The following is a 23112-nucleotide window of genomic DNA, read 5'->3' on the forward strand; positions in this document are numbered from 1 at the left end:
CGTCGCTTCCCGCGAACGTGTCAGCGAGAAACTTGACGCCAGCGTCGGGGCGTCGGGACCGCACGATTTCGCTCGTCCGCGAGGAATGCTTTCGTCGGCGCGGCAAGCGCGCTGAGCACCCTCACGTCCATCGCATCCCGCGGCCCACGTTTCGTGACGATCGCGATACGCCCCTCCTGGAGGCCACGGGACGGCGCAGACCCTACAATTGATTTGCGCTTCCGATAAAGCGAATTATTTTTGACGCGAGGCCTTGACACGATTTCTGAAAATCAGCCCGTCGGGCAAATCACGTGCTGCAACCGCTTGAAAGATATAGCGAAGCGGTCATGCACCTGTTCGTGAATGCGAGCGCCGCGAAATCGGCAGAAAATAGCTTTTGCTACCGTATCGCAGATGGAGTGCACGACATGACCGCGGACCGCCTCACCTTGCGCGCCAGCGACCCGCGCGCCATCGAGCTCACCGCGGCACTCAAGCAGGGCGATGTCGCCCGGCTTGAACGGCTGCTGGCGGGCGAGCCCGCACTGGCGAACTGCCTTGTCACGGATCAGAAGGGCGGCGGACGAACCACACTACATCTCTTCGCCGATTGGCCCGGACATTGTCCGAACGCTGGCGCGATCGTCAAAATCCTCGCCGCGGCCGGCGCCGACCTCGACGCGCCTGCGGTCGGAGCGTGGCACCGCGAAGCGCCGCTGCATTGGGCCGCGAGCAATGACGACGTCGCGCTGATCGACGCGCTGCTCGATGCCGGCGCCGATATCGAGCGTGAGGGTTCATCGATCAACGGCGGATCACCGCTCTCCTGCGCCGTCGGCTATGGTCAATGGCAGGGCGCGCGTCGGCTGGTCGCGCGAGGCGCCAAGACCGAGCTCTGGCATGAAGCAGCCCTCGGCATGCTGGAAGAGATCAAGCAGCGCCTGGAAGCCGATCCTTCGCTCCGCGGTGAGGAGTTGTCGGGGCCGTTCTGGAACGCCTGCCGCGGCGGCCAACTCGCGGCCGCGCAACATCTATTGTCGCACGGCGCCAATCTCGACTGGCCCGCGCCCTGGAGCAGGCAGACAGCGCTCGATATCGCCGAGAAAGCAGGACAGCGCGATGTCGCGGCGTGGCTGATCGACAAGGGCGCGAAACGCGCGACGAAGGCCGGCTGAGGCGGAATGCGGCTGGTACGCCCTCACATCACTTTGATCACGATTTCTTTGCTGGATTGCCGCTTCGCGCCCGGCGAAAACGTTTTCCTGCACCTGTCACGGCTGCCGGAGGTCGATCGATGCGTGCGAGCTTCCCGTCCAAAACATCTTCACGACGCGACTTCATGCGAGGTGCGACTGGCGCCGCGGTGCTATGTGCTGTAGGCGAGGCAAGGCCCGTTGCTGCGCAAGCGGATTCGCCCGTTGCGACCAAGGCGATCCCGCATTCGGGCGAGCACATTCCGGTGATCGGGCTCGGTACCGCGAATGACTTCATGACGCGCCCGAAAGGCGCGGAGCGAGACAAGCTCAAAAAGGTCGTCGATGATCTCCTTTCACAGGGCTGCAAGCTGATCGACACGGCCTCGTCCTATGGCGAGGCCGAAAGCGTGCTGGGCGATCTCCTGAGCGATCAGGATCGCGCCAAGGTCTTTCTTGCCACCAAGATCGAGGACGGCAGCCGCAAGGGGGGACTAGCCGAATTCCGCCATTCGCTGAAGCGGCTGCGCTATCAGCAGGTCGACCTCTTGCAATTGCACAATGTGGAGAACCCGCATCAGGATCTGGCGCCGTTTCGCGACTGGAAGGGACAAGGCCTCTGCCGCTTTGTCGGCGTCACGACGACGTTCAAGGGCGCCTACGACGCCGCCGAAGCGGTCATCCGCCGGGAGAAGCCCGATTTCTTCCAGGTCGACTATTCGCTGGCCGACCGCACGGCGGAGAAGCGGCTGCTGCCCGCGGCGCACGACGCCGGAGCTGCGGTCCTCACCGCGCTGCCCTATGGGCACAACTCCGTGTTCGCGGCGGTGCGCGGCAAACGCGTTCCGGACTGGGCCCGTGAATTCGATGCAACGACCTGGCCGGAGTTCTTTCTGAAGTTCCTGCTGGGTCACGAAGCGGTGACGGCCGTCATTCCCGGAACCACAAATCCTGCGCATCTCGCCGATAATGTCAGCGCCGGGCGCGGCCGCTTCCCGGACGCCAGGCAGCGCCAGGCGATGATCGATTTCTTCACCACGCTGTAGGCGCCGGTTCCTCACCGCACCGTGAGTGCCGGCGATTACGATCGCGTGATCCGTGCGCCCTGCAATGCAGCCCTGACGCCGATTGCATGATTGAATAAATCGCATCGCTGGTTGTTGTTACGCGTATCGTGCGCCGCAAAAAGAACTCGGGAGATGAACCCATGTCCGATGCCGACCGCGCCCGCCCCGATCGTCGATCCCTCCTGCGTGCCGGTGCATTGGCCGGCCTTGCACTTGCGACTTCGGCCGCTTCGCGCCGCGCCCTGGCCGACACCACCCCGGTGAAGATCGGCGTGATCGGGGCCGGGCATATCGGCAGCACCGTTGGCTCGCTGTGGGTGAAGTCCGGTCATCCCGTGATGTTCTCCTCGCGCCATCCCGACGAGCTGGTGCCCATGGTGCGGGGATTGGGCGGCCTTGCGAAATCCGGCACGGTGGGCGAAGCGATCGACTTCGGCGACGTCGTTTTCATTGCCGTGCCCTACGTCGCCTATCCGCAGATCGGCCAGGACTATGGCAAGAAACTCTCAGGCAAGGTCGTGCTCGACGCGGGCAATGCCGTCGCGCGCCGCGACGGTCCGGAGCTCGCCGCCGAGGCCAAGGAGCAAGGCATCGGCGCGACGTCAGCCAAATATCTGCCGGGCGCGCGGATCGTGCGGGCCTTCAACACCATGAGCTACAAATATTTCGCCTCGGAGGCCAACCGACCGGGTGACCGCATGGCGATTCCGATCGCCGGCGACGACGAGGACGCCCTCACCGTCGCCTCCACGCTGGTGCATGATGCCGGATTCGATCCGGTCGTGATCGGCTCCTTGGCGCGCGCCAAGGATTTCCAGCAAGGCGCTCCGCTCTACGGCCTTCAATTGACGGCCACACAAATGCGCCAGAAGGCCGACACGTTGAAGTAGCGCATGATCCGGACCCGAAGGGCCGCGTTAGCGCAAAGTGTGCAGCGGTTTTCCGAAAAGATCATGCGCAATGAGTATAACAGGGAATTCACCGCATGGCACTCGCAGATGCGCCGCAACGCTCCGACTCTGCCCTGCATCGTTTCCTGAAGGGGATCATCGACGTCAGGCCCAGCGAGGCGCCCGCCCTCGCCTGGGCCTGGCTCTACATTTTCTCGCTGCTGTCGTCCTACTACATCCTGCGCCCGATCCGCGACCAGATGGGTATCGCAGGCGGCGTGAAAAATCTACAATGGCTGTTCACGGGCACGCTGATCGGCATGCTCGTGCTCAACGTTCCCTTCTCCTACCTCGTCAAGAGCTTTCCCCGCGAAAAATTCATCGCAATCTCCTACCGGTTCTTCATCGCAAACATCCTCCTGTTCGCGGTAGCACTCTACATTGCGACGCCCGAGCAGACGATCTGGATCGGGCGCGTGTTCTTCATCTGGACGTCCGTCTTCAATTTGTTTGTCGTCTCCATCTTCTGGCAGATGATCGTGGATGTGTTCGCGGCTGAGCAGGGCAAGCGGCTGTTCGGCTTCATCGCGGCCGGCGCCACGCTCGGCGCCATCGCGGGATCCACCTTCACCGTCTCGACCGTCCAGCATGTCGCGCCGGGCTATCTGATGATCGGCTCGGCCATCATGATCGAGATCGCGGTGTTCTGCGTCCGCCGGCTGGCCGCCCTGTCGGCGTCCCTGTCGGAGCGGCCCAAGGCGGAACAGAACGATGAAAGACCGATCGGAGGGACGCTGCTCGCCGGCTTTCGCGATGCGCTCTCGTCGAGCTATCTGCTCAACGTCAGCCTGTTCCTGCTGCTCTATGCGGTCACGTCGACCTTCCTGTATTTTCAGCAGGCCTCCGTCATCAGCCACGCATTTTCGAACCGCGCCGCCCAAACGCAGTTTTTCGCCGCTATTGACCTTGGCGTGAATGTTCTGACGCTCGCGGTCCAGCTTTTCCTGACAGGGCGCATTCTCAAGCGGTTCGGCGTCGGCACTACGCTTTCGATGCTGCCGGCCGCGAGCTTCCTTGGTTTCGGCGCGATCGCACTGGTGCCCTCGCTGGCCTCGGTCGTGGCGTTTCAGATCGTCCGGCGCGCCGGGAATTTTTCGATCGCGCGTCCCACCCGCGAAATCCTGTTCACCGTGGTGCCGCGGGAGGACCGCTACAAGGCCAAGAGCTTTATCGACACCGCGGTCTATCGGCTCGGCGACCAGATCGGCGCCTGGTCGTTTGCGCTGCTGTCCTTTCTCAAGCTCGGGGCAACCGAGATATCCGTGGTCGCCGCAGTCGCCTCGGCGATCTGGCTCGCCAATAGCTGGTGGCTCGGGCGCAGGCAGGACGTCCTTGCGCGGCAACAGCAGGCAGCCGAGCCGTCAGATCAGGATTGATCGCGCGGGCACCAGTTGCGCGTTATCCGCTTGAGTATCCCCGCGATATCGCGGACATGCCCGTCCGATGGCCGACGAGCCAAAACCCAGCCCTCTCTCGAGCTCATCTCGGAAGATTCAGGCCGCCGTCAATCACGCTGCGCATTGCGGGTGCGCCCAGCGTGATGAGAAGACCGAACAACACGCCTTTCGTCGAGGTCCTCAGGTTTCTCCACGAACTTCTGCCTGATCTTGACGAGAATAGAGGACGAGCTGGGCGGCCTTCCGCGCCGGCGGGCGCGCGCTCGAGGTCGAGGAAGCTGAGCGTTTCTGCGCCATCCATAGCTCTTGCTTGTTTAGCTGATCGCGCAGTTGCTCCAGTTCCCGGAGCTGAGCAAGAAGACGAGCGCTGATACTGGCGAAAGCGGCTATGCGGTGCTGGGAAGGGCTCATCGCGGCGGTCCAAACTCGTTTGTCCGTTGATGCCCCACGAGTGAAATGTGTACGCCCGCGACGTGTCCAGTGTCAGTATCGTGGGTTAAAATTTGGAATCTTTTTCGCGACCACGTGTGCGGCTCGACGCGCCGATTGGTTCCGACCGAAGCAGGCAAACTCGCCCGTTGCCGCCGGAACCTCTGCGATTTTGCTCGCTAGTAGCTGGTGGCTCAGGCGCAGGCAGGACGTCCTTGCGCGGCAACAGACGGGAGCCGAGCCGTCAGATCAGGATTGATTCCGGGCATCAGTTGCACGGTATCCACTTGAGTATTCCTGCGATATCGATGATATGCCCGTCCGATGTCCGACGAGCTGAAACCCAGCCCTGCCCCGCTGACCCAAATCCGGGCGGCGGCGTATCGCCATCGCCTGCAGCTCATCCTGGCGCTGCGCGTCACGGTGTCGGCCCTGTCGTCGCTCCTGATCGCGCAGGTCGCGCATCTCAAGCTGCCGCTCTGGGCGGTGCTGACCTCGCTGATCGTGACGCAGATGAGTCTGGGCCGTTCGATCAAGGTCGCGACCGACTATCTGATGGGGACGCTCGCCGGCGTCGCCTATGGCGGCGCGCTCGCGATCCTGATTCCGCACCAGAGCGAGTTCGCGCTGTTCGCCGTGCTAGCGCTCGCGATCGCGCCGCTCGCCTTCATCGCGGCCTTCAAGGCCAATTTCAACGTGCTGCCGATCACCGCCATCATCGTGCTGCTGGTGCCAAGCATGCAGCATGTGAGCCCGGTCGCCTCCGCGATGGACCGCGTGCTCGAGGTCACGGTGGGCGGCCTCATCGGCTTCCTCGTCTCCGTTCTCGTCTTCCCCTCGCGCGCACACGCGCTCACCACCGACGCCGCCGCCGACACGCTGGAGCTTGTGGCGGATGCGCTCTCGCAATTGCTGGACCACCATTGCGGCGGCGAGCGCCCCGACGTCCGGGAGATCAATGCGAAGATCGGAGCCTTCCTCACCAAGCTGAATGCGACCGGCGCCGAGGCCGAGCATGAGCGCACCGCCCGTCTCACCTCCGGTCCCGACACCGGGCCGCTGCTCCGCACGCTGCTGCGCCTGCGCCACGACATCGTCATTCTCGGCCGCGCCGTCGGATGCGAGATGCCGCCGGAGGTTGAAACGCGGCTCACGCCATCCTTGCAGACAATCGCTCCTGCCGTCGGCGATTTCCTGCACGCCAGCGGCACCGCCTTGCGCGCGCGGCAAGCGCCGCCGTCGCTGGAGGCGGTCGAAACCGCATTCCGCGCCTATAGCGATGCCTTCGGCGCGGTCCGGCGTGATGGTCTCACCCGCACCATGTCGAGCGAGGACGCCGAGCGCTTCTTCGCGCTCGGCTTTGCGCTCGAACAGATGCGCGAGCACCTCAAAGAGGTGCACCGCGTGGTCGGCGAATGGACGCAGAACTAAAGCGCTATAGCGCTTTAGCCGATTGTTCGCGCATGATCTTGTCGGAAAACCGGCCTCCACTTTTCCGGATCATGCGCCCGCTGGTTAATGCCGTCATAACCGCGATCCCGCAATCCAAACTACCGCACTAACGGCGCTGCAATTCGCCTCGGGTAGGCTCCCGCAGCTTCTTGGCAGGAGGGAAACAATCATGCGCGCTTATACAGTCGTTCCGGTGATGCTGGCGATGACGCTCGGCATGGGCTTGGCGGGTCCCGCTCTCGCGGGCGCGCGCATCATCCAGGTTGATGCGAACAGCGACACGCCTCGGCCGACCACGGCAGCCGACTTCCAGAAATATCGTGGCTACATGTACGACCTGTCCGACTATGCAGGCCGCAAGGACATCGACAAGATCGAAGAGAACCTGAAGCACCAGCTCGACATGGTGGAAAATGCGGGCCTCAGCCCGATGGTGTTGAGCTTCTTCCATTCGATTCCGATCGTGGCGACCGAGACCGACTGTCTCGAGGAGACAGCGACGATCGCCTGCTACGGCCCGGTCGCACGGAAACTCAGCCGTCCGTCGACCCACGGCGTCACGCTCTGGGATCACGACAAGCAGCAATGGACCAACCCCGACATCATCGACCTCGCGGCCGATTCCGGGATCGGCGTCATCATGCTGCGGCCAACCATGACCCAGTACACCGACGATCCGATCCTGCTGCACGAATTCCTGCACGCCTATCACGCGCGGCTGATGCCCAACGGCTACAACAACCGGGGCATCAAGGGCTATTACGCCTACGCCAAGTCCAAGGACCTCCTGGACAAGAAATCCTACACCATGAAGAACGATCGGGAGTTCTTCGCGGTCACTGCCAGCATCTTCCTCGCCGGCAAGGAATCGATCCACGAGCCGAAGACCCGCGAGGCGCTGAAGGAGAAGCTGCCCGACTACTATAAATATCTGGTCGGCGTGTTCGGGTTCGACCCCGATCCGTCGAAGACACCGGTTGCCGCCAACACGGCCAGCGACGCGCCGGCGGCCGACGCGGTGGCGAACTAGCGGAGTCAAAAAATTGAACTCGTCATGCCCGGGCTTGACCCGCCTGCAGGGCCGAAGCCCCTTCGGCGCGGTGAAGGCCCGGGCATCCATCGATCTTCAAAAAGAGTCGTTGATGGGGATGGATGGCCGGGTCAAGCCCGGCCATGACGACAGCTAAGATTCATCACCACTCACGCAAGCGTATGCACGATCACGGGGCCGGCGACTGCACTCACCTGCCCGACCAGGAGCGGCCCGAGATTCTCATCGATCCAGGCGAGCGCGCGCCTGTTCGCCTCTTCCGCGCTCGCAAAATTGTTGAACACACTGATCGCGGTGACGGTGTCGTCGCCTGCGTAGACCACGTAATAGGCCTTGAACCCGTCGACGTCGCTGATGATCGGAATGGCCCCTTCCTTGATCCGGCGCGCCAGCTCCTCGGCTGTGCCGGCCTTCGCCTTGGCCTGACGGATGGCGGCATACATGAGATCCTCCTTCCGGCTGCATCGATTTTGGGCGCGGGCATCGCATCGGCCCGCGGCTGATGGTAGATCATGCCGGGCGAGCTGCAGCATCACACTTGTTCGATCGGGGGGCTTCGTGAAACCGTCGCGTCGGCATCCTAGGATGCCCCGCATGATCAACCTGCCTCGTCAGGCGCTGGTGGCGCTCGCGCTCCTGCTTGCGCTGGCCACCTCCACCTTCGCCCAAACCGCTCCCGTCGATCTGCGCATTCTCGCGATCAACGATTTCCACGGCTTTCTGCGGCCGCCGCCGGGCGGCATCCGCATTGTGGATCCCGCCGACAAGACAAAAAGGATCGTCGTTCCGGCGGGCGGCGCCGAGCATATGGCGACCCTGGTGAACGAGCTTCGCCAGGGCCACAAGGACACCGTGTTTGTCGCGGCCGGCGACCTGATCGGCGCGAGCCCGTTTTTGTCGTCGATGTTTCATGACGAGCCGACCATCGAGTCGCTGTCGCTGATGGGGCTCGAGATCGCCGCCGTCGGCAACCATGAATTCGACGAGGGCAAGGACGAGCTGCTCAGGATGCAGAATGGCGGCTGCCATCCGGTCGACAAATGCCTCGGGCCGCATCCGTTTCCGGGCGCGACATTCCACTATCTCGCCGCCTCGACCGTTGTGAAAGACAGCGGCAAGACGCTGTTTCCGCCCTACGAGATCAAGACGTATGACGGCGTTCCGGTTGCCTTCATCGGCCTCACGCTGAAGGGGACGGCCGACATCATCTCGCCCGCGAGTGCCGCCGGCCTCGAATTCCGCGACGAGGTGGCAACCGTGAATGCGCTCGTGCCAGAGCTGAAGGCGAAGGGCGTGGAAGCCATTGTCGTGCTGATCCACCAAGGCGGTCAACCCGCCGGGGACTACAATGAGTGCCCGGGCATCTCCGGGCCGATCGTCGACATGGTGAAGAGATTCGACCGCGCCGTCGATATCGTGATCAGCGGCCATACCCATCAAGCCTATGTCTGCGACATCGACGGGCGCCTCGTCACCTCGGCCGGCAAATACGGCACGCTGGTCACCGCAATCGACGTGAAGCTCGATCCCAAGACGCGCGACGTGATCAGCGCCAGGGCGGACAACGTCATCGTCCGCACGTCGCTCGCGAAGGATTCCGAGCAAACAGCATTGCTCGAAGCCTACGACAAGGTTGCAGGCCCCATCGCCAACCGCCGCGCTGGAACGGTCGCGGAAACACTGTCGCGCGTGCCGAACCTTGCCGGCGAAAGCGCGCTTGGCGACGTCATCGCGGATGCACAACTCGCCGCCACCGCAAGCGAGGGTGACGGAGGCGCCGTGATGGCCATGACCAATCCCGGCGGCATTCGCACCGATATCGAGAAAAGGGGCGACGGCACGGTGACTTACGCCGACGTATTCGCAAGCCAGCCCTTCCGCAATCAGCTCGTGACGCTCAACCTCACCGGCGCAGAGATCAAGGCCGCACTCGAGCAGCAATGGAGCGATCCGAACTGGCCGCGCATCCTGCAGGTTTCAAAAGGATTCAGCTATGCCTGGGACGGCACCAAGCCGTTCGGCGCGCATGTCGACGCGGCGTCGATGACGCTCGATGGCGCGCCGATCGATCCCGCAAGGACCTATCGCGTCACCATCAACAATTATCTTTCGCTCGGTGGCGACGGATTTACCGTCCTCAAGGGCGGCACGGCTCCGCAATTCGGTGTCTACGACAACGACGCGCTGTTCGCATGGTTCGCAGCGCACAGTCCGATCGCGCCGCCAGCGCCGGCGCGGATCACGCGCGTAAATTGAATATACTCTGACGCGACAAACTCGGTGCACCTCTCCCGTTGTGGGAGAGGTCGGATCGCATCGAAAGATGCGATCCGGGTGAGGGGGTTACGGTCTCTCGTGGGATTTAGAGCCCTCGCCCGGATTGCTTCACAATCCGACCTCTCCCCGCCGGGGAGAGGTGAACGGAAATCCGCGGCCCCTTTCGCATGCGTCCGCGACACCCTAGATTAGCCGCCTGTTGTTCGCGCGCTCCCGAGCGCCAGGGTCATTCATGTCCACGCTTCTTCTGAGCCACCCCGCCTGCCTCGATCATCTGACGCCGCCGGGCCATCCCGAGCGTCCGGATCGCCTGCGCGCGATCGCGGAGGCGCTCTCCGAAGAGCGCTTCAATGCGCTGGCGCGCGCGGAGGCGCCGGAGGGAGATCTCGATTCTGTCGCGCTGTGCCATGGCGAGCATTACATCACCGAGCTGCGGCACGTGGCGCCCGCGAACGGCCTCGTCTATATCGATGGCGACACCTCGATGTCGCCCGGCACCTGGGAAGCGATGATGCGCGGCGTCGGCGGCGCGGTGGCCGCGACCGATGCGATCATGACCGGGGCGCACAACAACGCCTTCGTCGCGGTGCGCCCGCCGGGCCATCACGCCGAGAAGTCGACCCCGATGGGTTTTTGCTTCTTCGACAACGCCGCCATCGCCGCGCGCCACGCGCAGCGCAAATACGGCATCGCGCGCGCGGCCGTGATCGATTTCGACGTGCATCACGGCAACGGCACGCAGGACATCTTCTGGGCCGATCCGACCGTGATGTATTGCTCGACGCACCAGATGCCGCTGTTTCCGGGCACAGGCAGCCGCGGCGAGCGCGGCGAGCACGACACCATCGTCAACGCGCCGCTGGCGCCCGAGGACGGCAGTGCGCAATTCCGCTCCGCCTTCGAGAATGCAATTCTGCCGCGGCTCAAACAATTCGCGCCCGAGCTCATCATCATCTCCGCCGGCTTCGACGCGCATCACCGCGATCCGCTGGCTTCGATCAATCTCAAGGGCGAGGATTTCGGCTGGGTGACGAAGAAGGTGATGGATATTGCAGAGGCTTCCGCGGGCGGACGAGTTGTGTCGGTGCTGGAAGGCGGCTATGACCTGCAGGGGCTGAAGGAATCGGTTGCGGCGCATGTGAGCGCGTTGATGGGCACCATGCCAAAACCTTGAACGCGCCACAATCCGCCCGCAGTGGCGGCCTTACCTTTCCGCCGCCGACGCTAGTGCAGAGTAGAATTTTTAGGGAAACCAGCATGGGCGAGAACGCTTCCGTGGACGTGAAGAAGCTCTCCTTCGAGCGCGCGATCGAGGAACTGGAGACGATCGTCAAAAGGCTCGAGGACGGCAAGGTGCCGCTGGAGGAATCGGTTGCGATCTATGAGCGCGGCGAGGCGCTGAAGCGCCGCTGCGAAGAACTGCTGCGCCAGGCCGAAGCCCGGGTCGATAAGATCACGACGGATGCGTCCGGTGCTGCCGCGGGCACGGCCCCGCTCGACGTCCAGTAAGCCCCTTCAGCAGGTTTAACCTCAAGGGAACATTAGCAGAATTTCACCGGTTTCGGCCTGCGTCGGGCCGAAATCGCTCTTGGCGCAACAGGTCGCCTGCTATAGTCCCCCGCGGGAATATCCGCCGGGGATCTCAGGTTCAGTGCGCGTCAAAAGCCGCCATGTCATCTATGTGCAGGGGTACGACCCGCGCGGCCTGGCGCAATATTACCGCATGTTCCGCACGGAGCTGCGCAAGTTCGAGAAGCTGTACAGCCTCACGACCAATATCAGCCGCCCGCAGACCATCACCGGAAGCGAGATCGCGTCCTGGACCATCGAGACGCAAGCGGGCGATTGGCAGACGCGCACGACCTACGACTTCCTGCGCTTTGAGGATTTCATCCAACGCGACCTCGCGCTGCCGATCTGGCACATTATCACCTATACGACCTGGATCTATCTGCGCCTGATCATCCACGGCACCGTGTTCCGCTTCATGAAGGCGAACTGGCGGTTCCTGATCTTCATGACCTGGCCGCACATCATCTTCTGGCTCGAGGTCGCCTGCGTTGCGACCGCCGCGTCTTTCATGCGCCGCGGCCTGATTGCCGCCGGCGTCCCCCCGCCGTTCGACACGATCGCCGCCGCGATCTTCTTCTTCGGCGTGCTGTGGACGGCGCTGAAATTCACCGAGAAGCGCACCTATGTGCTCTATCTGATGTGCGACACGATCTGGACCTGGGAGTTCGCCCATCGCGAGCGCCCAGAGTGGGACGAACGGCTCGACCGCTTCGCGCAGCATCTCGCCGACGTCGCCCGCGCGGGCGAAGCCGAGGAGATCGTGCTGGTCGGCCACTCCTCCGGCTCGTTCCTCGGCGCTGAAATCATGGCACGCGCGTTGAAGCTCGATCCGTCGCTCGGCAGGCACGGGCCGCGCGTGGCGCTGCTCACGCTCGGCGGCAATTTTCCGATCATCGGCTTCCAGAAAGTGTCCGCGGAGTTCCGCGAGCACCTGCGCGAGCTCGCGGTCGAGCCCTCGATCGACTGGGTCGACTGCCAGGCGCGCAAGGACGTGATGAATTTCTTCGATCTCGATCCGATCGCAAGTCACGGCATCGACGCAGGCGCAGCAAGGCGCAACCCGACCATCGTGCCGATCAGGTTCCGCGAGATGATCCTGCCGGAGAACTACGACCGGTTCCGCTGGCAATTCTTCCGCGTCCACTTCCAGTTCGTGATGGCCAGCGAGATGCCGCACGCCCACGAGTTCTTCATGCTGGTCTGCGGCCCCGTTCCGCTGCGCGAGCGGACGGCGCATCCGCAGGCCGCCCTTGCGATCGCAACCGGTGCCCCGGCGGCCCGCGAAAAGGCTTGGCAGGCGATCGAGTGTGCTCCTGTCTCCGGAAAAGCTGCCGCCGAGCTGGGCGGCAAGGAACCCTCCGCGCACGCCGGCGGTTAACCCCGAGGCGCCTTACATGGCGCTCCTCCACCTTCGCGGGTTGGCTTCGATGGCCTGTTTGGTGTAATGGTCGGGGGACTATGGGCTTCTGCCGGCAGTCGGCGGCCGGATTCCGGTTGTGCTAAATGCCTGTAAAAGCAAGAGAAAATGACCGGAACGGAAAAGCCACGAAAAGTGACTGACATCACATTGACCGATCTGGAGCACGTTTAAGCTTTCAACCCGGGCAAATGCCCAGGCGACTAACCGCGGGCAGACCAGGGCCGCCAAGCCGGCCCGGCTGTGCAACCCATCTCGTGTCGGGACTTTGGCTCCGACCTGCAACACTGGATTTATGCCGTGACCACATTCAGCAAGACCCCGCTTCTGGATACGATCAACACACCGGATGACCTGCGCAAGCTCAAGGTGGATCAGCTTCGGCAGGTCGCCGACGAGTTGCGGCAGGAGATGATCGACGCCGTTTCGGTGACGGGCGGCCATTTCGGCGCGGGCCTCGGCGTCGTGGAACTCACGACCGCGATCCACTACATCTTCGACACCCCGCGCGACCGTCTGATCTGGGACGTGGGCCATCAGGCCTATCCGCACAAGATCCTGACCGGCCGGCGCGACCGCATCCGCACGCTGCGCACCGGCGGCGGCCTCTCCGGCTTCACCAAGCGCAGCGAAAGCGATTACGATCCGTTCGGCGCGGCGCACTCCTCGACCTCGATTTCGGCGGGTCTCGGCATGGCCGTGGCGCGCGACCTCTCCGGCGGCAGGAACAACGTGATCTCCGTGATCGGCGACGGCGCGATGTCGGCGGGCATGGCCTATGAGGCCATGAACAATGCCGGTGCGATGAACTCGCGGCTGATCGTGATCCTCAACGACAACGACATGTCGATCGCGCCTCCGGTCGGCGCCATGAGCGCGTACCTGTCGCGGCTTTATTCCGGCAAGACCTATCGCACGCTGCGCGAGGCCGCGAGACAGATCAACAAGCGCCTGCCTAAGGTGCTCGCCAACCGCGCCAACCGCGTCGAGGAATATTCGCGCGGCTTCATGGTCGGCGGCGGCACGCTGTTCGAGGAGCTCGGCTTCTATTATGTCGGCCCGATCGACGGCCATAACCTCGACCACCTCGTGCCGGTGCTGAGGAACGTCCGCGACATGAAGGACGGCCCGATCCTGGTCCATGTCGTCACGCAAAAGGGCAAGGGCTATGGCCCCGCCGAAAACTCCGCCGACAAATATCACGCCGTGGTCAAGTTCGACGTCGCGACCGGCGCCCAGGCCAAGGCCAAGCCGAACGCGCCGGCCTATCAGAACGTGTTCGGCCAGAGCCTGGTGAAGGAGGCGGAGAAGGACGAGAAGGTCGTCGGCATCACGGCGGCGATGCCGTCCGGCACCGGCATCGACATTTTCGCCAAGGCGTTTCCGAAGCGCTCTTTCGACGTCGGTATCGCCGAGCAGCATGCGGTGACCTTCGCCGCCGGGCTTGCGAGCGAAGGCTACAAGCCGTTCTGCGCGATCTACTCGACCTTCCTGCAGCGCGGCTATGACCAGGTGGTCCACGATGTCGCGATCCAGAGCCTGCCGGTGCGCTTCGCCATCGACCGCGCCGGCCTCGTCGGCGCCGACGGCGCGACCCATGCCGGCTCCTTCGACAACGCCTATCTCGGCTGCCTGCCGAACTTCGTGATCATGGCGGCGTCCGACGAAGCCGAGCTGGTGCACATGGTCGCGACGCAAGTTGCAATCAATGACCGCCCCAGCGCGCTGCGCTATCCGCGCGGCGAAGGCCGCGGCGTCGAGATGCCGGAAGTCGGCGTTCCGCTGCCGATCGGCAAGGGCCGCATCATCCGCGAAGGCAAGAAGGTCGCGCTGCTGTCCTTCGGTACGCGGCTTGCCGAATGCGAGAAGGCGGCCGACGAACTCGCCGCCCACGGCCTCTCCGCGACGATCGCGGATGCGCGCTTCATGAAGCCGCTCGACGAGGACATGGTCCTCAAGCTTGCGCGCGATCACGAGATCCTGATCACCATCGAGGAAGGCGCCGTCGGCGGCTTCGGCTCGCATGTGATGCAGTTCATCACCGATCAGGGCATGCTTGATTCGGGCATGCTGCGGTTCCGCTCGATGATCCTGCCCGACGTGTTCCTCGACCACGATTCGCCTGCGGCGATGTATGCCCGCGCCGGGCTCGACGCCAAGAGCATCGTCAAGAAGGTGTTCGACACCCTCGGCAAGGATTTCAAGACCGAGACGGTGAAGCTCGCCTGAAGCAGTTTGCCCTGTCATTCCGGGGCGCCTCGAAGAGGCGAACCCGGAATCTCGAGATTCCGGGTTCGATGCTTCGCTTCGCCCCGGAATGACAGGTTTTCATCATCGGTGATTCCATGAACATCTATCTGGCAGGACCCGACGTGTTCCTGCCGGATGCGGTGGAGATCGGCTGGCGCAAGCTCGGGATTTGCGCCCGCCACGGCGTCACCGGGCACTATCCGCTCGACACCACCATCGATGTTTCGGCTGCCGACGCCTCGCTCAAGATCTTCAAGGCCTGTGAGGCGATGATGGACCAGTGCGACGCCATCATCGCCAATCTCACGCCGTTTCGCGGAGCGGGCGCCGATCCTGGCACGGTCTACGAATTGGGCTATATGGCCGGCCGCGGCAAATTCTGTCTCGCCTATTGCAATGAGCCTGCGCTCTATGCCGATCGCGTGCGAAAATTCATGCAGGTCGAGCGGCGCGACGGCCGCCTGGTCGATGCCGACGGGCTGACGGTTGAAGATTTTGGGCACCATGACAATCTGATGATGATCCATGCGCTCGAGCTCCACGGTGCGGCGCTGGTGCTGCCGCGTGAAAAACCTGCGGACATCTGGCACGACTTGACCGCGTTCGAGCTTTGCGTTGCCATGGCGGCGAAACGGCGCGCCGCGGCGCGCCCAACCTCATGAGCGAAGCATGTCCGCTCCAAAGAAACGCATCGATCTGCTCCTGGTCGAGCGCGGGCTGTTCGAAAGCCGGGCCCGGGCGCGGGCTGCGATCGAGGCTGGCCTCGTCGTCGCCAACGACAAGCCCGTCGCAAAGCCCTCGGAAGTCATCGAAGCCGACGCCGTGCTGCAGGCCGAGCCGGCGCATCCCTACGTCTCGCGCGGCGGCGTCAAGCTCGCCGGAGCGCTGGAGCAGTACGCGATCGATATCGAGGACCATATCTGCCTCGACGTCGGCGCATCCACCGGAGGGTTCACCGAGGTACTGCTCGCCAATGGCGCGGCACTCGTGTTCGCGATCGATGTCGGTCATGGCCAGCTCCATCCCTCGCTGCAGGGCAATCCGAAAATCGTCTCGATGGAGGCAACCGACATCCGCAAGTTCGCGGGCAAACGCCTGCCGGCGCGGCCTGACGTCGTCGTCATCGACGTCAGCTTCATCTCGCTCAAGATGGTGCTGCCGGTGGCGCTGTCGCTTGCCGCAGCACCGATGCATCTGCTGGCGTTGATCAAGCCGCAATTCGAGGCGCCGGGAAAACACGGCAAGGGCGGCATCATCCGCGACACCACGGTGCACCAGCGAGTCTGTGACGAGATCGCGGCGTTCGCGGCGGCGCAGGGCTGCACCGATATCAAGGTGTTCCCCTCGCCGATCAAGGGCGGCGACGGCAACAGCGAATTCTTCCTCGGCGCGCGACGTGGTTGAAAAGCTCGTCATCGATCACGTCGGCCATCGCGGCGATGGCGTGGCGCGCGGAGGCCACGAGGCGGTCTACGTGCCCTACACGCTCGGCGGCGAGACCGTCGAGGTCGAGGATGTTCACGGCCATCCCGATCGGCGGCACTTGCTCGCGATCGATGTGGCGAGTCCCGAGCGCATCACGCCGTTCTGTCCGCATTTCGGGGTTTGTGGCGGCTGCGCGATTCAGCATTGGCAGGATGACCGCTATCGCGCCTGGAAGCAACAGCTCGTGGTCGAGACGCTGAGACAGTCAAAACTCGACTGCGAGGTGGCGCCGCTTGTCGACGCCCACGGCGCCGGCCGCCGCCGCATCACCTTGCACGCGCGGATGGGCACGCATGACGTGCTTAAGGTCGGCTTTGCCGCCGCGCAGTCGCACGACGTGATCGCGGTTGACCGCTGCCCGATCCTCGATCCGGCGTTGAACGGCGCACTGGAGGCGGCCTGGGCGCTGGCGGAAGCGCTGATCTCGGTCGGCAAGCCGCTCGACATCCAGGTCACTGCAACACTGAACGGGCTCGATATCGATGTGCGCGGCTCCGGTCCGCTCACCGCGGCGATGATCACGGCGCTGTCGCGGATCGCGGAGAAGCATCGCCTGGCGAGGCTGACGCGGCATGGCGAGCTGGTGCTGATGCGGAATGCGCCGGTCATCGCCATCGGCCCCGCGCAGGTGACCCTGCCGCCGGGCTCGTTCCTGCAGGCGACCGCCGCCGGCGAAGAGACGCTGGCCGCGCTGGTGGAAAAGCACGCCGGCCGCGCCAGGCATATCGCCGATCTCTTTTGCGGCGTCGGACCGTTTGCGCTGCGGCTCGCCAAGCGCTCGCGCGTGAGCGCCTTCGACTCTGACGCCGGCGCGGTCACCGCGCTACAGAAGGCCGCGACCGCGACGTCCGGCCTGAAACCCGTCAAGGCCGAGGCGCGCGATCTGTTTCGCCGCCCGCTGATGCCAGCGGAGCTCCGCGACTACGACGCCGTCGTGTTCGATCCACCGCGGCAGGGGGCGCAGGCGCAATCGGAACGGCTTGCGACGAGCAAGGTGCCGGTCGTGATTGCGGTCTCCTGCAATGCCGCGACCTTCGCCCGCGACGCGCGCATCCTCGTCGATGGCGGCTACAAGCTCGAAGGCGTCACCCCGGTTGACCAATTCCGCCACACGCCGCATGTCGAGCTGGTGGCGCGCTTCTCGCGCTAACACGGAAGGTCATCATGCCGCCCGATCAGATCCTGAGCCGTATCGTGCCCGTGCTCGCCGAAGTGCCCGGCGTCGCGGCCGTCGTGCTTGGCGGCTCGCGAGCGCGCGGAACAGCAAACGACGCATCGGACTACGACATCGGTCTCTACTTTTCGACGGTGCAACCGCTCGATACCGGCCGGCTGCTTGAGGTCGCGAAGGCGTTTGCTGACGCTGCGGATACGGTCGAGGTCACGCCGGTCGGCGGCTGGGGAACATGGATCGTCGGCGGCGCCTGGCTCGGCGTGGACGGCCACAAGGTCGACCTGCTCTACCGCAACCTCGACGATGTGGCGCGCGTGATCGAGGCCTGCCGCGGCGGCGAGATCGCCATGCACTACCAGGCGGGCCATCCGCACGGTTTCTGCTCGGCCATCTGGATGGGCGAAGTCGCGCTGAGCCGGCCGCTGCACGATCCCGGCAAGATGCTGGCAGGACTGAAAGCGAAGACCGCGCTTTATCCGGCGCCACTGCGCAAGGCGTTGATCGAGCGCTTCCAGTGGGAAATCCTGTTCGCGATCGAAAACGCCGAGCTCTGCGTTGCGCGAGGCGAGCAAACCCATATCGCGGGCTGCGTCTATCGGGCGCTCGCCTGTCTCGCCCAGGTGCTGTTTGCGCTCAACGAGCGCTACCTCATCAACGAAAAAGGCGCGCTTCAGGAAGCAGCCACGTTTCCAAGGACGATTCCGAAGCTGCCTGCACGGGTCGATGCCATCTGGCGCGCGATCGGCGAGACGGAAGTCGCGGCCGCGCTCGCATCGATGCGTACCATTGAGCGGGACCTGAAAGCCCTCTCCTGACTACTGCACCACGTCGAGCTTCACGTTGGCGGTGCCCGATTGCACCATGCCGAGCGCCCGCGCGGCGGAATAGGAGACGTCGACGACGCGTCCAGGCACGTAGGGTCCGCGGTCGTTGACGCGGACGGTGACGGATCGACCCGTCTTGAGGTTGGTGACGCGGAGCCTGGTGCCGAACGGCAGGGTCGGATGCGCCGCGGTCAGCTCGTTCGGATCGAATTTCTCACCGCTCGCGGTCTCGCTGTCCTCCGAGTAGAAGCTCGCAACGCCCCCGCCCGACGAAGGCTTCGCCGCGGCGATATTGCCCGATGGCGGAATGTGCCTGCGCACGACCGATACGCGCGGGGCTTCGCGACGCAGCGCCGCCTGCCGGGTGGAAGGCGCAAAAGCGGAGTTCCGGCTCGCGACATTGGACTGGGCACAAGCGGCGAGCGAAGCGGCCGCAAGCGTCAGCCCCATCAAGCGGATAATGGTCCGGCGGTCCGCCGCCGCACGACGCAACGCATCAACTGGAACGCCCGAAATGCCAGCGTGGCTGATGGACGGCATATTGCACCCCAAGTCCAGCCCGGCCCCGTGCAAAATCCGTCAGCCGATGCGGGCAGAACCGTGGCCGCGCCAAGGCCGCCACTTTTTGGCCATCCGATTTGAGGGGATGTGTTGCGGTGCGGTTACAGCGCGGGGTGGGCCATCGGCGAAGTGCCGCACCCCTTGCATTGAACCTTCCGATGGAAGCTTCGCCCAACCGGCAAGGGGGGAGCACGCCAAGGAGGCAATCATGGACGCCAATACCGACCGACTGAACGCCTTTATGGGAAAGATGGTGGGCGACATGGGTGCGGCGCTCAATGCGTCGCTGGTGCTGCTCGGCGACAAGCTCGGTCTTTACAGGACGCTTGCCGCGAAAGGCCCGATGAGCTCCGCCGAGCTCGCCAAGGCCACCGACACAGCCGAACGCTATGTCCGCGAATGGCTCGCCGCGCAGGCCGCGTCCGGCTATGTAGAATATGATGCAAAGGCCGGCAAATTCTCGATGCAGCCCGAGCAGGCGATGGCGCTGGCCGACGAAGACAGCCCTGTCTATGTCGCCGGCTTCGGCAACATCATCGCGGCGGCCTTCCTCGACGAGCCGAAGATTTCGCAAGCCTTCACGTCAGGCAAGGGCGTCGGCTGGAACCGGCGCAGCGAATGCCTGTTTTGCGGCACGGCGCGCTTCTTCCGCACCGGCTACAAGCATCATCTGGTGCAGGAATGGCTGCCGGCGCTCGACGGCGTGGTCGACAAGCTCACGCGCGGCGCCGAGGTTGCCGACATCGGCTGCGGCCACGGCGTGTCGACACGGCTGATGGCGCAGGCCTTCCCGAAATCCCGATTCTACGGGTTCGACTACCACGACGGCTCGATCGAGACCGCGCGCAAGGACGCGCAGGCAGCCGGGATTTCCGACCGCGTGCGCTTCGAGGTGCATTCGGCCAAGACTTATCCGTCGCGCGGCTACGATCTCGTCTGCTTCTTCGATTGCCTGCACGACATGGGCGACCCCGTCGGCGCCATGAAGCATGTGCGCGAGACTATCGCCGATGACGGCACCTGCATGTTGGTCGAGCCGTTCGCCAACGACCGCCTGGAAGACAATCTCAATCCGGTCGGAGCCATCTACTACACTGCCTCGACCATGATATGCACACCGGCCTCGCTGGACCAGGAGGTCGGGCTGGCGCTGGGCGCCCAGGCCGGCGAAGCACGGCTTCGCGACGTCGCGCGCCAGGGCGGCTTCACCCGCTTCCGTCGCGCGACGGAGACGCCCTTCAACCTGATCCTGGAAGCGCGGGTTTAGGGACGACTCTCCCTCTCCCCGCCTGCACGCGGGGAGAGGCGCGTCTCACGCGAGCTTGTTGACGGAAGAAGACGACGTGCTCGTGGTCTTGCTCTTGGTCACCGGCACCGAATAGGTGCTGTGCCCGACCTTGAAGATGACATTGCCAGTCTGGCCGTCGTTCGAGGTGAACTGCGCCGTTGCGCCGAACATGACCGCGTTGCCGGATACGATGGCGTCGCCCGACTGGATGGCGCCGCCATTCGCCGAAAAGCGGACCTGGGCATCCCGTCCGTCGACGGACACGACCTGGAAGAACGCGCTCTGTCCGTTGCCGCTTGAAAAGCCGCTCCAGCTTCCGACGAGCTTGTTCTGATCGGTGGGTGCGGCCTGCTTGCCGAGCACTGCGGTCATCTTCGCGGTGCCGGAGGAGAACTCCAACGCCGCGACCTGTCCATTCTTGGTCCCGATCGTGACGTTGCCGAAGCTGATGGTGGCGCCGTCGACGCTGGCAGTCCCCCGTTCGGTATGCCCGTCGTGGGTATATTCGACCTGGGCCGTGCTGCCGCGGATATTGATGACCTTGAACTCGATCGGCCGCCCGTTCTTTTGCCACGAGCCCTTCCAGTCACCGATCAGATTGCTCTGGTGATAGACCCGCTCCTGCACCGGCGAGATCTGGCTACCCTTGGGTATGGTGCTTACCGCCGTCATCAATCCATCAGGTCCTGGCGAAGCGTGCGAGCGAAGCAGCACGCCTTTGCGCCGATCAGGATGCCTGTTGGGTTAACGGACGGTTAAAGCCAGCCACTGGCGCGTGGGTCAATTCGCCTCAATTACCTACCCCAGCGGTCCTGCCACATCTTCTCGCCGATCAGGCAGGGCACCCGCGGCTCCTTCGCGGCGACCGGCACGACGCGCGGCTCGGGGGTGCGGCGCGCGACCTCCATCAGCAGCTTGGTGCGGATCGCCTCCTTGAATTTCTCGCGATCCTTGATCGCGACCACGAAGGAGCCTGGGCCGCCGATCACGCAATCCTCGTAGTACCAATCGAGATTGTCGATATCCATGGTGGAATAGGACGGCGGCTTCACCATGATCGGCAGGCCGTTGATAACGATCCCTTTCGACAGCGCCTCGTCGCGCGCACCCGTAACCGGCGCGCCGGCGTTGTTGGGACCATCGCCGGAGATGTCGATGACACGCCGCGAGCCGTGATACGGATCCTCGTTGAACAGCGGCATGGCGAAATAGATCGCGCCCGAGATCGAGGTGCGCGATCCGCGCCGGACCCGCGCATGCAGGATGTCGTAGGAAACGGAGTCCGCCGCCTCCGGCCCGTCGATCATGCGCCAGGGGATGATGATCCTCTGGTCGCTGGAGGCAGACCATTCGAAATAGGTGATGGCGACCTTGCCGTTCGGCAGGCTTTTGAGCGCCTGCAGGAATTCCTTCGAGACGATCGCCTGAGCATAGCCTTCGCGCTGAACCGCAAGCTCATCCAGATCCATGGAGTAGGAAACGTCGACCGCGAGAATGAGCTCGACATCGACAGCCGGCTTGGCATCTTCGGCAAGCGCTTTTGCCGCTTGCCCATCCGGCTGCGCCCTGGCTGCCGGCGCGGCAACGCGTGTCACGTCGCCCCCTGCCAATGCGCCAGCAAGCAGCGCCGTTCCGATCGAGACAAACCAGCGCATGAGCTGACTCCATCAATCGTATGGTGGGATGGTGACATGCAATTGCGGCGGTGCACAGCAGGAACATCGTTTGTCCTTCACATTCCGGTTAGCCGCTCGGCGCCTGCCCTCGCACCGGCCTACGTTGCCGAGGCACGTAGCGCCGTGCCATACAGGATCGTGGGAATTGGGGGGAATCATGCTGCGAACCAGCATCGGGGCTATCGGCCTTGCGTGCGTCATCTCGTTGATCAGCAGCGGCGCCCTCGCCGAAACCGCGATCGAGCGCGGCGACTATCTCGTCAACACCATCATGGCCTGCGGCAATTGCCACTCGCCGCGGGATGCCAAGGGCGTGATCGTCGCCGAGAAGGCGCTGTCCGGCGGACTGACCTTCGACACACCGGCTTTTCTCGCGACCGCGCCGAACATCACGCCAGACAAGCAGACCGGTATCGGCGCCTGGACCGATCAGGAGATCAAGCGCGCGCTGATCGAGGGCATCCGCCCCGATCACGGCAAACTTGCCGGCGCCCCACTCGCGGCGATCATGCCGGCCAATTTCTACAAGGCGCTGCTGCCGGACGATCTTGCCGCGATCATCGCTTATTTGCGCACCGTCAAGCCGGTGCGTCACGAGGTCGCGCCGCCGGTCTACCGGCTGCCGGTCCGTCGCGAGCCCTATCCGGACGCGGAGGCCGGCTTCACTGGGGCCATGATGACCGATCCGGTGAAGCACGGCGCTTATCTTGCCACCATCGGCCATTGCATGGAGTGCCACGCCGCCTGGTCGAAGGGCGTCCACAATTACACCACCGGGCTCGGCAAGGGCGGCCGCGCCTTCCCGCTCCGTGAAGGCGCGCCCGACAGCCCCACCAGCATTGCCGCCAACATCACCTCGGATCCGACCGAAGGCATCGGCGCGTGGAGCGATGCGGAGATCGCGCGCGCGATCACCCATGGCATCTCGCGTGACGGCCATGCGCTGAAGCCGCCGATGGCGTTCGGCTTCTATGCGGGATTGAAGGACCCGGACCTGAAGGACATCATCGCCTACTTGCGAACTGTGCCGCCACTCGATTGAGCGGCCAACGCGAAGGAGCGATCGC

At 64.1% G+C, this 23112-nt stretch carries 21 protein-coding genes; 17 read left to right on the forward strand and 4 right to left on the reverse strand.

All coding sequences use genetic code 11. From position 1 onward, the window contains the following. The first annotated feature begins 410 nt into the window (after window positions 1-410). The 6 genes from VKR55_RS07070 to VKR55_RS07095 all read left to right on the forward strand — a co-directional run bounded on the left by VKR55_RS07070 (window position 411) and on the right by VKR55_RS07095 (window position 7500). A complete protein-coding gene (locus VKR55_RS07070; RefSeq protein ID WP_324401160.1) occupies window positions 411-1157 on the forward strand; it encodes an ankyrin repeat domain-containing protein in 747 nt (248 codons plus the stop codon). A 164-nt stretch (window positions 1158-1321) separates the two neighbouring features. Next, the gene (locus VKR55_RS07075) at window positions 1322-2221 is read left to right on the forward strand and encodes an aldo/keto reductase (protein ID WP_324401162.1); all 900 of its coding nucleotides are present in this window, start codon (window positions 1322-1324) and stop codon (window positions 2219-2221) included. 161 nt (window positions 2222-2382) lie between these two features. Beyond that, window positions 2383-3132 carry an NADPH-dependent F420 reductase gene (locus tag VKR55_RS07080; RefSeq protein ID WP_324401164.1) on the forward strand — a complete coding sequence of 250 codons (750 nt, stop codon included), beginning with the start codon at window positions 2383-2385 and terminating at the stop codon, window positions 3130-3132. 95 nt (window positions 3133-3227) lie between these two features. Beyond that, complete coding sequence (locus tag VKR55_RS07085) at window positions 3228-4568, forward strand: NTP/NDP exchange transporter (protein ID WP_324401166.1); 1341 nt, start codon at window positions 3228-3230, stop codon at window positions 4566-4568. A 774-nt stretch (window positions 4569-5342) separates the two neighbouring features. Further along, window positions 5343-6449 carry an FUSC family protein gene (locus VKR55_RS07090; protein WP_324401168.1) on the forward strand — a complete coding sequence of 369 codons (1107 nt, stop codon included), beginning with the start codon at window positions 5343-5345 and terminating at the stop codon, window positions 6447-6449. A gap of 190 nt (window positions 6450-6639) precedes the next feature. Beyond that, entirely contained in the window at window positions 6640-7500 is an 861-nt protein-coding gene (locus tag VKR55_RS07095; RefSeq protein WP_324401170.1) for a hypothetical protein, read from the forward strand. Between the two features lie 170 nt (window positions 7501-7670). Here VKR55_RS07095 and VKR55_RS07100 read toward each other — a convergent pair whose 3' ends face one another. Beyond that, window positions 7671-7964, reverse strand: a complete 294-nt coding sequence (locus VKR55_RS07100; protein WP_324401172.1) for an antibiotic biosynthesis monooxygenase — start codon at window positions 7962-7964, stop codon at window positions 7671-7673. Between the two features lie 151 nt (window positions 7965-8115). Here VKR55_RS07100 and VKR55_RS07105 point away from each other — a divergent pair, with 151 nt between their 5' ends. The 9 genes from VKR55_RS07105 to VKR55_RS07145 all read left to right on the forward strand — a co-directional run bounded on the left by VKR55_RS07105 (window position 8116) and on the right by VKR55_RS07145 (window position 18511). Next, entirely contained in the window at window positions 8116-9777 is a 1662-nt protein-coding gene (locus tag VKR55_RS07105; RefSeq protein WP_324401174.1) for a bifunctional metallophosphatase/5'-nucleotidase, read from the forward strand. Window positions 9778-10030: 253 nt separating this feature from the next. Then, entirely contained in the window at window positions 10031-10972 is a 942-nt protein-coding gene (locus tag VKR55_RS07110; protein ID WP_324401176.1) for a histone deacetylase family protein, read from the forward strand. 83 nt (window positions 10973-11055) lie between these two features. Continuing rightward, entirely contained in the window at window positions 11056-11307 is a 252-nt protein-coding gene (locus VKR55_RS07115; RefSeq protein ID WP_324401178.1) for an exodeoxyribonuclease VII small subunit, read from the forward strand. 142 nt (window positions 11308-11449) lie between these two features. Further along, window positions 11450-12748, forward strand: a complete 1299-nt coding sequence (locus VKR55_RS07120) for an alpha/beta fold hydrolase (protein ID WP_324401180.1) — start codon at window positions 11450-11452, stop codon at window positions 12746-12748. Window positions 12749-13087: 339 nt separating this feature from the next. Then, entirely contained in the window at window positions 13088-15016 is a 1929-nt protein-coding gene (dxs, locus tag VKR55_RS07125; protein ID WP_324401182.1) for a 1-deoxy-D-xylulose-5-phosphate synthase, read from the forward strand. A 116-nt stretch (window positions 15017-15132) separates the two neighbouring features. Beyond that, window positions 15133-15699 carry a nucleoside 2-deoxyribosyltransferase gene (locus VKR55_RS07130; protein ID WP_324401184.1) on the forward strand — a complete coding sequence of 189 codons (567 nt, stop codon included), beginning with the start codon at window positions 15133-15135 and terminating at the stop codon, window positions 15697-15699. Window positions 15700-15706: 7 nt separating this feature from the next. Further along, a complete protein-coding gene (locus VKR55_RS07135) occupies window positions 15707-16441 on the forward strand; it encodes a TlyA family RNA methyltransferase (RefSeq protein WP_324401186.1) in 735 nt (244 codons plus the stop codon). Further along, a complete protein-coding gene (locus VKR55_RS07140) occupies window positions 16434-17672 on the forward strand; it encodes a class I SAM-dependent RNA methyltransferase (protein WP_324401188.1) in 1239 nt (412 codons plus the stop codon). Before VKR55_RS07135 ends, VKR55_RS07140 begins: the two co-directional genes overlap by 8 nt. A gap of 14 nt (window positions 17673-17686) precedes the next feature. Continuing rightward, the gene (locus VKR55_RS07145; RefSeq protein WP_324401190.1) at window positions 17687-18511 is read left to right on the forward strand and encodes a nucleotidyltransferase domain-containing protein; all 825 of its coding nucleotides are present in this window, start codon (window positions 17687-17689) and stop codon (window positions 18509-18511) included. Here VKR55_RS07145 and VKR55_RS07150 read toward each other — a convergent pair whose 3' ends face one another. After that, the gene (locus tag VKR55_RS07150) at window positions 18512-18970 is read right to left on the reverse strand and encodes a septal ring lytic transglycosylase RlpA family protein (RefSeq protein WP_324401232.1); all 459 of its coding nucleotides are present in this window, start codon (window positions 18968-18970) and stop codon (window positions 18512-18514) included. It lies immediately after the preceding gene. A gap of 319 nt (window positions 18971-19289) precedes the next feature. Between VKR55_RS07150 and VKR55_RS07155 the strand changes: the two genes are divergently transcribed. After that, window positions 19290-20348, forward strand: coding sequence for a class I SAM-dependent methyltransferase (locus VKR55_RS07155; RefSeq protein ID WP_324401192.1), 1059 nt, complete (start codon window positions 19290-19292; stop codon window positions 20346-20348). Between the two features lie 45 nt (window positions 20349-20393). On the opposite strand, the gene VKR55_RS07160 is transcribed toward VKR55_RS07155, so the two are convergent. Both VKR55_RS07160 and VKR55_RS07165 read right to left on the reverse strand, forming a co-directional pair. After that, window positions 20394-21041 (reverse strand): hypothetical protein, encoded by a 648-nt coding sequence (locus tag VKR55_RS07160; protein ID WP_324401194.1) that lies wholly within the window; start codon window positions 21039-21041, stop codon window positions 20394-20396. Window positions 21042-21163: 122 nt separating this feature from the next. After that, window positions 21164-22024: a DUF1194 domain-containing protein gene (locus VKR55_RS07165; protein WP_324401196.1), complete on the reverse strand. Its 861-nt coding sequence runs from the start codon at window positions 22022-22024 to the stop codon at window positions 21164-21166. A 178-nt stretch (window positions 22025-22202) separates the two neighbouring features. On the opposite strand from VKR55_RS07165, the gene VKR55_RS07170 reads away from it, so the two are divergent. After that, the gene (locus VKR55_RS07170) at window positions 22203-23087 is read left to right on the forward strand and encodes a c-type cytochrome (protein ID WP_324401199.1); all 885 of its coding nucleotides are present in this window, start codon (window positions 22203-22205) and stop codon (window positions 23085-23087) included. The last annotated feature ends 25 nt before the right edge of the window (window positions 23088-23112 follow it).

Origin of the sequence: Bradyrhizobium sp. (genome assembly GCF_035309285.1) — a bacterium.
Taxonomy (GTDB): Bacteria; Pseudomonadota; Alphaproteobacteria; order Rhizobiales; family Xanthobacteraceae; genus Bradyrhizobium.

What these genes read in the sequence shown, in the direction of transcription:
- VKR55_RS07070 (WP_324401160.1), top strand. Translation starts at nt 411, where the DNA reads ATGACCGCGGACCGCCTCACCTTGCGCGCCAGCGACCCGCGCGCCATC.
- VKR55_RS07075 (WP_324401162.1), top strand. Translation starts at nt 1,322, where the DNA reads ATGCGAGGTGCGACTGGCGCCGCGGTGCTATGTGCTGTAGGCGAGGCA.
- VKR55_RS07080 (WP_324401164.1), top strand. Translation starts at nt 2,383, where the DNA reads ATGTCCGATGCCGACCGCGCCCGCCCCGATCGTCGATCCCTCCTGCGT.
- VKR55_RS07085 (WP_324401166.1), top strand. Translation starts at nt 3,228, where the DNA reads ATGGCACTCGCAGATGCGCCGCAACGCTCCGACTCTGCCCTGCATCGT.
- VKR55_RS07090 (WP_324401168.1), top strand. Translation starts at nt 5,343, where the DNA reads ATGTCCGACGAGCTGAAACCCAGCCCTGCCCCGCTGACCCAAATCCGG.
- VKR55_RS07095 (WP_324401170.1), top strand. Translation starts at nt 6,640, where the DNA reads ATGCGCGCTTATACAGTCGTTCCGGTGATGCTGGCGATGACGCTCGGC.
- VKR55_RS07100 (WP_324401172.1), bottom strand. Translation starts at nt 7,964, where the DNA reads ATGTATGCCGCCATCCGTCAGGCCAAGGCGAAGGCCGGCACAGCCGAG.
- VKR55_RS07105 (WP_324401174.1), top strand. Translation starts at nt 8,116, where the DNA reads ATGATCAACCTGCCTCGTCAGGCGCTGGTGGCGCTCGCGCTCCTGCTT.
- VKR55_RS07110 (WP_324401176.1), top strand. Translation starts at nt 10,031, where the DNA reads ATGTCCACGCTTCTTCTGAGCCACCCCGCCTGCCTCGATCATCTGACG.
- VKR55_RS07115 (WP_324401178.1), top strand. Translation starts at nt 11,056, where the DNA reads ATGGGCGAGAACGCTTCCGTGGACGTGAAGAAGCTCTCCTTCGAGCGC.
- VKR55_RS07130 (WP_324401184.1), top strand. Translation starts at nt 15,133, where the DNA reads ATGAACATCTATCTGGCAGGACCCGACGTGTTCCTGCCGGATGCGGTG.
- VKR55_RS07135 (WP_324401186.1), top strand. Translation starts at nt 15,707, where the DNA reads ATGTCCGCTCCAAAGAAACGCATCGATCTGCTCCTGGTCGAGCGCGGG.
- VKR55_RS07145 (WP_324401190.1), top strand. Translation starts at nt 17,687, where the DNA reads ATGCCGCCCGATCAGATCCTGAGCCGTATCGTGCCCGTGCTCGCCGAA.
- VKR55_RS07150 (WP_324401232.1), bottom strand. Translation starts at nt 18,970, where the DNA reads ATGGGGCTGACGCTTGCGGCCGCTTCGCTCGCCGCTTGTGCCCAGTCC.
- VKR55_RS07155 (WP_324401192.1), top strand. Translation starts at nt 19,290, where the DNA reads ATGGACGCCAATACCGACCGACTGAACGCCTTTATGGGAAAGATGGTG.
- VKR55_RS07160 (WP_324401194.1), bottom strand. Translation starts at nt 21,041, where the DNA reads ATGACGGCGGTAAGCACCATACCCAAGGGTAGCCAGATCTCGCCGGTG.
- VKR55_RS07165 (WP_324401196.1), bottom strand. Translation starts at nt 22,024, where the DNA reads ATGCGCTGGTTTGTCTCGATCGGAACGGCGCTGCTTGCTGGCGCATTG.
- VKR55_RS07170 (WP_324401199.1), top strand. Translation starts at nt 22,203, where the DNA reads ATGCTGCGAACCAGCATCGGGGCTATCGGCCTTGCGTGCGTCATCTCG.